Annotated in this window: 6 protein-coding genes; 4 read left to right on the top strand and 2 right to left on the bottom strand. The window is 61.4% G+C overall.

What is annotated here, in order from left to right; all coding sequences use genetic code 11:
- Window positions 1-164: 164 nt before the first annotated feature.
- Window positions 165-1,631, bottom strand: coding sequence for a hypothetical protein (locus ACVWXC_RS11625; protein ID WP_011428963.1), 1,467 nt, complete (start codon window positions 1,629-1,631; stop codon window positions 165-167).
- Window positions 1,632-2,013: 382 nt separating this feature from the next.
- Here ACVWXC_RS11625 and ACVWXC_RS11620 point away from each other — a divergent pair, with 382 nt between their 5' ends.
- A complete protein-coding gene (locus ACVWXC_RS11620) occupies window positions 2,014-3,468 on the top strand; it encodes a BCD family MFS transporter (RefSeq protein ID WP_457392870.1) in 1,455 nt (484 codons plus the stop codon).
- Here ACVWXC_RS11620 and ACVWXC_RS11615 read toward each other — a convergent pair.
- Window positions 3,465-3,818, bottom strand: a complete 354-nt coding sequence (locus ACVWXC_RS11615; protein ID WP_071813485.1) for a DUF6464 family protein — start codon at window positions 3,816-3,818, stop codon at window positions 3,465-3,467. The genes ACVWXC_RS11620 and ACVWXC_RS11615 overlap by 4 nt on opposite strands.
- Before the next feature lie 349 nt (window positions 3,819-4,167).
- Between ACVWXC_RS11615 and ACVWXC_RS11610 the strand changes: the two genes are divergently transcribed.
- The 3 genes from ACVWXC_RS11610 (at window position 4,168) to ACVWXC_RS11600 (ending at window position 8,400) form a co-directional block, all read left to right on the top strand.
- Window positions 4,168-6,276 carry a protein kinase domain-containing protein gene (locus ACVWXC_RS11610; RefSeq protein WP_457392867.1) on the top strand — a complete coding sequence of 703 codons (2,109 nt, stop codon included), beginning with the start codon at window positions 4,168-4,170 and terminating at the stop codon, window positions 6,274-6,276.
- Window positions 6,277-6,325: 49 nt separating this feature from the next.
- Window positions 6,326-7,621: an FAD-dependent oxidoreductase gene (locus tag ACVWXC_RS11605; RefSeq protein WP_457392864.1), complete on the top strand. Its 1,296-nt coding sequence runs from the start codon at window positions 6,326-6,328 to the stop codon at window positions 7,619-7,621.
- A 65-nt stretch (window positions 7,622-7,686) separates the two neighbouring features.
- Complete coding sequence (locus ACVWXC_RS11600) at window positions 7,687-8,400, top strand: hypothetical protein (RefSeq protein ID WP_457392861.1); 714 nt, start codon at window positions 7,687-7,689, stop codon at window positions 8,398-8,400.
- Window positions 8,401-8,427 lie beyond the last annotated feature (27 nt).

Below are 8,427 nucleotides of genomic sequence, written 5' to 3'. Positions count from 1 at the left end.
ACTTCTTTACTACTGATCAATCCATCCTCCTTCCGAAGTTGGTTTGCTAAGTGCTGCTATTGTACCCCTTGAGCCCTTAACAGGCTGTACCACCCTCAGGGGAGAACCTGAGTAAAGAGGTGGTTAAGAATCCCTCTCCATTAGGCCAGAGCCCGGAAAAGAGGCTAATCCCCCAACTCCGGATCCGGCCGCACCCGCACCTCCATTTGGCGCAACAGGCGCAGCGAGCTCTCCGGCCCGTCGATCATCTGCTGCTCGTTGATCCAGTAGGTGGCAATGCCCAGGTCTTCCAGAAATCGAATGTAGGGATCCGGCGGCGGCCCGTCGAAAACGGCGGCTTTCTGAACGGAGAAGCCCTGTTCGATCCAGGGGGTGAGGGCAAAGCGCTCGTAGTAAAATAATTGCCCCACCACCTCCTGGAGCGCCTCTGCGGCATCTTTGTGGTGCAGCAATTTCACCTCGGCCAAAAGCAGGTGTCCATCCGCCACCGCCAGAAAGTCAAACGTGTGCTGGTCTTCCCGCACCTCCAGCCCAGCCAGGCGGAACCAGCGGCGAAAGTGGTGCAAGATCTCGTTGTGGCGTTCGCTGCGCTCCAACTGACGGCGACGGCGGCGCTCTGCCATCAGCGGGTCTGTCCCGGCACAGGCAGGGATCCCGCTGCTGCGAAACTGGGGCGGCTCATCCGGATCCAAAACCACCTTGCCCCCAGCAGGGTGATGCAAGAGGGGGGGCATAGGAGGCAGGAGCTCGGCGGATCCCCACTCCACCTCCGGCTGCGCAGCCAGGGCGAGCAGATGGCGATTGAGAGGGTGCTCAGGGTGGGTGTCAAACAACAGCTTGAGTTGGGAGTGGCTGAACTGAAAATCCAGGCGAAACTGCTCCACCGAAAGGCTGCTGCGCCCCTTTTGCAGAGTCTCCTGGCCAAAGTAGAGCATCACCAGCAGAGGATAGATGGGCAGGGGGCGATGGGGCGGGATCAGCATGGCCCACATCGCGTCAGTCCAGTGGGGGAGCAAAATCTCCGCCTGTTTGCCCTTGCCCACCACCTGCAGCATTTTGGGGTGTCCCGCCTGCCAGCCACAGGGGTGGTCGTCGAAGCCACAGGTTTGCCGCCCCTGATCCACGCTCAAGGGGTAGCGCCCGTCGTAGAGGCGAAAAGGACAGAGATCCCGGTCTTCGGCCAGAAAACGCTCGTCCTGCCACAGATGGGCGGCCAAAGCATGACAACCAATGCCCTCCTGGCTGTTGCAAGCCTTAAGCCAGCGCCGTTCCGCCAATTTGCCGCCCACTTTGCTCGGCGCCAGGGGTTGGACAAGGCCGTTTTCCCCTTGGTTAAACAGGGGCCACACCAAGGGCTCCCCCGTCTCCGGCAGGGTGGGCAGCAGGGGGTGGACTTTGCTGTAAAACGGGTCGCAAATGCGCTGGGCCACCTGCTGCAGAGGCAGGCCATGAGGGGATCCCACCGCCGGCAGAAGAGATCCCGAGCCGGCCTGGGCGCGATGGTACTGGATGGCCAGGGCCACTTCTACTCCTATTGGACGCAGTTCCGGCGTCAACTGCCGGTAACGCTGCAGCAGCCGCGAGGCTTGCACAAACAGGTCGTAGCGCCGAACTGGGACTGCGTCAGCCATAGGGTTGCCGGAGAAATTCCTCGCCGACTTGAGCAAAAGCTGGCTATGGACGAGCTTCTCGGTCTCAAACAGGATCGAGATTGGGTTTGTTGTGTCTGCAAATGCTGACTTGCCGAGCGCAGCGGCAGGAAGGCCCGTTTCGCTTGGCACCAGGTCAGTTGTCAGTGTAGTAGAGAAACCCCGGCGCGGAAAGATTTTGCGACTTGCTCCCGCCAAAACCAGCGGCAACAGGCTAGCAGGGAACGATGCTCCGGCCCTAACTCGGTTACCGAGAGCCGGTGCGGCGGTTTCGCTTTCGGCAATCCCATACCTTTTCCGGGATCCCCGGCTGCCTGGGCTACCATAAAAAGCTGTAGGGCTTTTGCATGAAGCATCACAGGTCATGGCCAATATTCAGCGGGATCCTGAGGTCAACGGGTCGGCGGCCACCGCCCTTTCTTCACAGCCTCAGCCTTCGGCGCCCCCCTTGCCTTTGCTGGTTATGTTTCGCCTGGGCCTATTTCAGATGGGCTTGGGGATGATGTCGCTGCTGACGTTGGGGGTGCTCAACCGGGTCATGATCGACCCGGAGCTGCTGGCCATCCCGGCTACGGTGGTGGGGGGATCCCTGGCCATGCACCAGTTGGTGTCTCCAGCCCGCGTCTGGTTTGGGCAGCTTTCCGATGCCAAGCCTTTGTTGGGGACGCACCGCAGCGGCTATGTGCGCCTGGGATCGGTGTTGTTTGCCCTGTGCATCTTCTTGGCGGTGCAGGTGGTGTGGGGCTTGGGGCAGAGCTTTGCCAACATCGGCTGGTCGCCGGCTACCTACGGCTGGATTGCTCTGGCTGCCTTGATGTTTGCTCTCTACGGGCTGTGTCTGAGCGCCTGCTCCACGCCCTTTGCGGCGCTGCTGGTGGATGTTTCCGATGAGCACAACCGCTCCCAGTTGGTGGGGATCGTCTGGTCGATGCTGATGGTGGGCATCGCCGGGGGGGCGATTGGCTCGGCGGTGCTGCTGCGCGGCCTGGATGCCGAGAACTTACAGAGCACGATCAACCGCCTTTTCATCATCATCCCTGCCGTGGTGATCCTGCTGGGGGTGATCGCCACCTGGGGGGTGGAAGAACGCTACTCTCGCTACGGATCCCGTTCCACCTTGGTGGGTCGGGAAGACCAGATCACCCTGGGCACGGCCATTAAGGTGCTCACCGCCAGCCGCCAAACCGTGATCTTCTTCGGCTTTTTGGCCCTGATGACCATGGGCCTGTTCATCCAACAGCCGGTTCTCGAGCCCTATGGCGGCGAGGTGTTCGGCATGACCGTATCCCAAAGTACCCAGCTCAACGCTTTCTGGAGCCTGGGCATTTTGGCGGGAATTGTGGTGACCGGATTTTTCATCGTGCCCAAGTTGGGCAAGCAGACCACCACCCGCCTGGGCTGCTTGCTGGTGGCCCTTTCTTTTGGCCTAACCATTGCCTCAGGGTTTACGGGCGAGCCGCGGCTGCTGCAACTGTGCATGATCCTGTTCGGCTTAGCTTCCGGGATCACCACCAACGGCGCCATCAGCTTGATGTTGGATTTGACAGCGGCTGAGACTGCCGGCACCTTTATTGGGGCTTGGGGCCTGGCCCAGGCGATGTCGCAGGCGCTTTCTACCCTCATTGGCGGCGCCTTGCTGGATTTGGGGCGGCTCCTCTTCCCCACTTCCTCGGTGCTGGCCTATGCCACCGTCTTTGGGGTGGAGGCGGCGGTGATGCTGCTGGCGGTGTACTTGCTGGGACGGGTGAGCGTGGCCGAGTTCCGGGAAAACACCAACCGCGCCCTGACCGAGGTGCTGGCGCTGGAGCTGGAAAGCTAACGCCCTTTGGCCGGCTCGTAGTGGCGACACCCCTGGCAGGGCCCGCTGGGGTTGACGGCGCAGCGCAACAGGGGCGAGCGGGCGTTGAAGCGGCAGGAGGGATCCCCCAGAAACTGGCCTGCTTCGGGAGGTGGGCTCACCGGGCGAATGAGGGCGCGGATGCCGCAGAGGTGATACTTGCCCTGCCGCAATTGGTAGGAATGACGCTTTTCCAAAATTAGGTAGTGCTGCTCGGCCAGTTGGATGTAGGTACCCGGATGGGGGCTGCTCTCCCAGGGGCATTCCTCCACCACTTCTCCCGAATCCGCATCGATCCACTGAATGGGCAAGGCCGGGTTGACAGAAGACATAAGGTGCCAGGGAGGCCAGCCTGGAGAACAGACCGGCAAACAATAGGATGGACGCGGTTTTGCCTGTACTCGCTCTATTTAGTGTAGAGGATTTTCCTTGGGCGGGCCGCCAATTGGGGGGGAGGGTTGAGTCCTAGGTTCTCGCGCCTGATCTAGATCTCCTTCTTCCGAAGGGAGGTCACCTCCATCTCTCCCGCCTCGAGTAGCCAGAAACCTCATCTCTTGCCGAGGGGGTTACCTTAGACCCTGTTTTCTCACTGTGGCATGATGGGTCAGAAGCAAAAATTGGTAGCCTGGCCGAGGATAGGCCACGGGTGAGCCACATCTGCCTGGAGCGACCGGAGTCCTTATGGTAGGGCAAACCTTGGCTGGCCGCTATCAGATCCTAGAAGAACTGGGATCCAGCGGGCAAACCTACCTGGCCCAAGATGGCCATTGCCCCGAACAGAGCTGGGTGGTGATCAGGCGTTGGCAACCTCGCTCTCCCAAGGGGGAAGAGCCCTCTGCTGCCCGGCAGCGATTTCAACAGGCAATGGCGCTGCGGGAACGCCTGGGATCCCATGACGCTATCCCGCGCCTGCTGGCCTATTTTGAGGAGGAAGAGGGCTTTTACTGGGTGGAAGAGTGGATCCAGGGGCAGACACTGGAACAGGCCCTGCGCCAGACCACGGAGCAAGGGCAGCTTTGGTCAGAGGTGGAGGTGCGGGCCTTTTTGCAAGATGTGTTGCAGACTCTAGCCTTTCTGCAGGGTGAGGGGGTGAGCCACGGCAATTTGCGGCCCTCTTGCTTGCTCTGCCGACAGTCCGATGGCCGTTGGATGGTATTGGGCTTGGGCCAAGCTATGGCCTCTGCCGGTTCTGGATTGGAGGCTTCCTCTGCTGGCGGCGACCTCGATGCCTTGGGCCTCCTCGCCTTGCAAGCCCTCTCAGGGATCCCGACCCACAAGCTGTTTCGCGATCCGTTGACGGGAGAGCTGCGCTGGCACGATCTGGCTCCTACCAGCGCTCCTTTCGCCGCTTTTTTGGATGGCCTGGTGGGTTGCGACCCGCGGCAGCGCTTTGCTTCGGCAGCGGCAGCTCTGGCTGCCTTGCAGGCTTTGTCTCTGGCAGAAGGTGTCTCTCCCGGCGCTGAGATCTTGCCCGACCCTGTTGCCGTCGATCCCTGGCAGGAGCCGACTACGCCGCCGCGCTCTCCCGTATCGTTGCGGGCGCGTTTCTGGATCCCACCGCTTTGGGCGGGGAGCAGCCTGGCGGCTTTGCTGGTTTTGTTCGGAGTTGCTGCCTGGCAACTGGCGGCCAACCTTAGCCGGTGGGGAGAGAAGGCAGTTGTGCCTAGGGACTCTGTCCCGCCCGCGGGAACAATGGCAAATTTGGGATCCGCTGGGCCCAACAGCTTCAGCTTCACAGAGCAGCCGCCCAATCCCTCCAAGACTGGAAGCCCTGCCCTCGACTTGGCAGATTGGGCCAAGTCCTTACGGCTCAAGGCCAAGCTGGAAGGTCCCGCCGCCATCACCGCCCTGGCCATCAGCCCGGATGGAAATCTCCTGGTTGCCGGGGGGGATGACGGCGTCATCCGCTTTTGGGATCCCCAGGCCGGCCAACTACTGCAGAGCTGGACAGGCCACGAAGGCTCGATTGAGACGCTGGCCATCAGCCCGGATGGCACCTTTTTGGTGAGTGGAGGGGCAGACAAGACGGTGCGGGTCTGGGATCTGGCTGCTCTAGGGGATCCCGCCCTGCGGTCGGGGGAGGGGGTGCCACGGCTGCAATTGCAAGGACACACCGACTTGATCAACAGCGTCGCCATCAGACCCGATGGCCGTTGGATCGCCAGCGGCAGCGCCGACCGTACCATCCGCCTTTGGCAAGCCGAGGACGGCCAGTTGGTGCGCACCATCGACAGCGCCGCCTACCCGGTTACCCAAGGGGCAGGCATTACGGCAGTGGCCTTTGCTCCCTCTGGGTTGGCGGAAGAAGGGAGCTCGCCCTGGATCCTGGTGGCTGCCAATGGGAATCCCGCCGTCTATCTCTGGGATCCCAGGAGTGGAGCGTTGCTGAAAACCCTCGAAGCCGACTACCCCATCGAGCAGGTGCTCCTCAGCCCCGATGGCCGCCACTTGCTCGCCGCCAGCGCTTCCGGCATCTGGATCTGGAACGTGGGCACGGGATCCCGGGAGCGCACCCTGCCCCAGCCCTTATCCGGCTTGGCCACCCTTGCCCTCAGCCCCGATGGTCGCTTGCTGGCCAGCAGCACCGATCACCGCGCCCAGCAGATCAAACTCTGGGATCTGCGCAGCGGCAAAGAGTTGCGCACTCTGGGCGGCCAGACCTGGATGGTGAGCGCTCTGCTGTTCGGCCCCGATGGTCAGACCCTTCTCAGCGGCGGCGCCGATGGCGCCATTCGCATCTGGGGGCCAGAACATCCCGCCTCTGAAGCGGAGAAGGGGACTCAGCCTTGAGGAATCAAGCCAGGTAGAATACTCGACGGAGGAGGGATCCCGGCAGAGCATGGGCAGAGTAGTCATTATCGGGGCGGGGCTGGCCGGCTTGACCTGCGCCAAGGTGCTGGCCCAAGCGGGCCAGAGGGATGTTCTCGTCTTGGAAAAAAGCGATGGCCCTGGGGGGCGGGTGCGTACCGACAAGGTGGATGGCTTTCGCCTGGATCGCGGCTTTCAGGTGCTGTTCACCGCCTATCCCAAAGTGCGACAGCATTTGGATCTGGGCAAGCTCGATCCCCGTCCCTACCGGCCCGGCGCTATTTTGGCTCAACCCGGTCGCTGCTGGCTGTTGGGGGATCCCCTACGGGATCTGTCCAGCCTTCTCCCCTCTTTGCTCAACCCCTTGGCCAGCTTTGGGGACAAGCTCAAGGTGCTGCAATTGCGATCCGAGCTGGCGCGCCGCAGCCCGGAGCAGGTTTTTCAAGAAGGGCTAGGGGGATCCGATTGCTCGCTGCGGGAGTTTCTGGAGCAGTACGGCTTTTCCCAACAGATCTGCCAGCACTTTTTCTACCCCTTTTTCCGCGGGATCCTTCTAGATCCGGATCTGGGCAGTAGCGCCCGCCTCTTTGCCTTTTATTTCAAGATGATGGCCGAGGGATCCATTGTCACCCCGGCCTTGGGCATGGGAGAACTGGCCCGACAACTGGCCGGTCACCTGTCCCTCGAACAGATTCGCTACCAAACCCCGGTGGAGCGCATCCTGGCAGAAGACGGGAAAGTGCGCGGGATCCGCACCGCCGACGGCGAGGAGATCCCTGCCGAGTGGGTGGTCTGCGCCACCGATGCTCCTCAAGCGCGGGCCTGGCAAGCGGAGCTCTGCCCCCACGCCGCTGTACCCATCCCCACCCAGGGACGAGCGGTGACCTGCCTTTACTTCTGCGCCCCCTTTTCCCTAACTCGCGGCCCTTATCTGTACCTCAACGCCGGCGGCCAAGGCTGGATCAACCACTGGGTGCAGCTCACCCACCTCAGCCCGGCGCTGGCTCCTGCTGGCCAGCACCTCTATTCGGTGACGGTGCTGGGAAATCCCCCTCTGGGCGATGAAGAGCTGGCCCAAGCCTGCCGGGCCGAGCTGCAGACCTATTTTCCCAAAGCCCCCTTGGAACAATGGCGCCTGCTGCGGGTGTATCGGATCCCTTTTGCCCAGTTTGTGCAGCCGCCCGGCTTTCAGCAGCATTTGGTTCTCACCTACAGCGGCCTGCCGGGCCTCCTTTGGGCCGGGGAATACACCCACCAGAGCAGCCTCGAGGGATCCCTGCGCAGCGGCGAACAGGCAGCGGCGTGGATTCTCCAAAAATCGGCGTAAATCTGTACAAAGCAATACAGACTTTCTTAAGCCTATTCCCAGCAACAAAGCTGGGATCCCGTGGTATGAAGGGGGTGGACTTGGTTGCCCACGAGGATCCCTCTGTCATGCAAAACGCTACCCTCAGCCCCATCCGGCTCCTGCAGCGGTCGTTCGAGATGGTAGGCCCTATCTATGGGCCGCTGCTGATCCTGGCCTCTCCAGGCTTTATTCTGGCCATCGTCACGGAGCTGACCCCACTTCTCGGGGGGATCCTCCGACTGGCCTATGGCATTGTTGCACCGATCCTAGGCGGAGCAGCCTTGTGGCTAGTGGATCAGCACCTGAAGCGGCAAGCTCCCCTGCTGGGCAACAGCCTCAACCGAGCGGTCTCGAAGGCAGTGCCTCTAGTTCTGAGCACCCTCTTAGCAGCACTCCTCTCTTGCCTTGCCTCCATCTTTCTGATCATTCCAGGCATTTATGTAGGGGTTAAGCTGGCCCTCACACCTTGTGCCATTGCTCTAGAAAATCAAGGAACTACAGGAGGGCTGCGCTACAGTTGGAATCTCGTCAAAGGTCGTTGGTGGGGCGTGTTTTGGGCCCTTCTGGTCCTGGGCTTGATTCTTGGTTTTGCGGGTGTATTGATAGTTGGATTTGTCATAGTTGTGGCTGATGTTGGCGACTTTGGGGTGAGAATGGTTGCGGCTGCTGCTGCCACAGCCGTTGTGCCCATCTTCTGGGTCTATGTGGTTCTCCTGTTCCGATCCCTGCAACGATTGAAGGGGCAAGCAGCCTCCTAGTTTCCGCTTTTGCCCCCATTGGGGATA

This window comes from Thermostichus sp. OS-CIW-20, assembly GCF_054061455.1.
This window is presented reverse-complemented; position numbering and strand designations above follow the sequence as displayed.

Excerpts from the sequence above, each read along its gene's own strand:
- ACVWXC_RS11610 (WP_457392867.1), top strand. The coding sequence starts at position 4,168 with ATGGTAGGGCAAACCTTGGCTGGCCGCTATCAGATCCTAGAAGAACTG.
- ACVWXC_RS11625 (WP_011428963.1), bottom strand. The coding sequence starts at position 1,631 with ATGGCTGACGCAGTCCCAGTTCGGCGCTACGACCTGTTTGTGCAAGCC.
- ACVWXC_RS11600 (WP_457392861.1), top strand. The coding sequence starts at position 7,687 with ATGAAGGGGGTGGACTTGGTTGCCCACGAGGATCCCTCTGTCATGCAA.
- ACVWXC_RS11620 (WP_457392870.1), top strand. The coding sequence starts at position 2,014 with ATGGCCAATATTCAGCGGGATCCTGAGGTCAACGGGTCGGCGGCCACC.
- ACVWXC_RS11605 (WP_457392864.1), top strand. The coding sequence starts at position 6,326 with ATGGGCAGAGTAGTCATTATCGGGGCGGGGCTGGCCGGCTTGACCTGC.
- ACVWXC_RS11615 (WP_071813485.1), bottom strand. The coding sequence starts at position 3,818 with ATGTCTTCTGTCAACCCGGCCTTGCCCATTCAGTGGATCGATGCGGAT.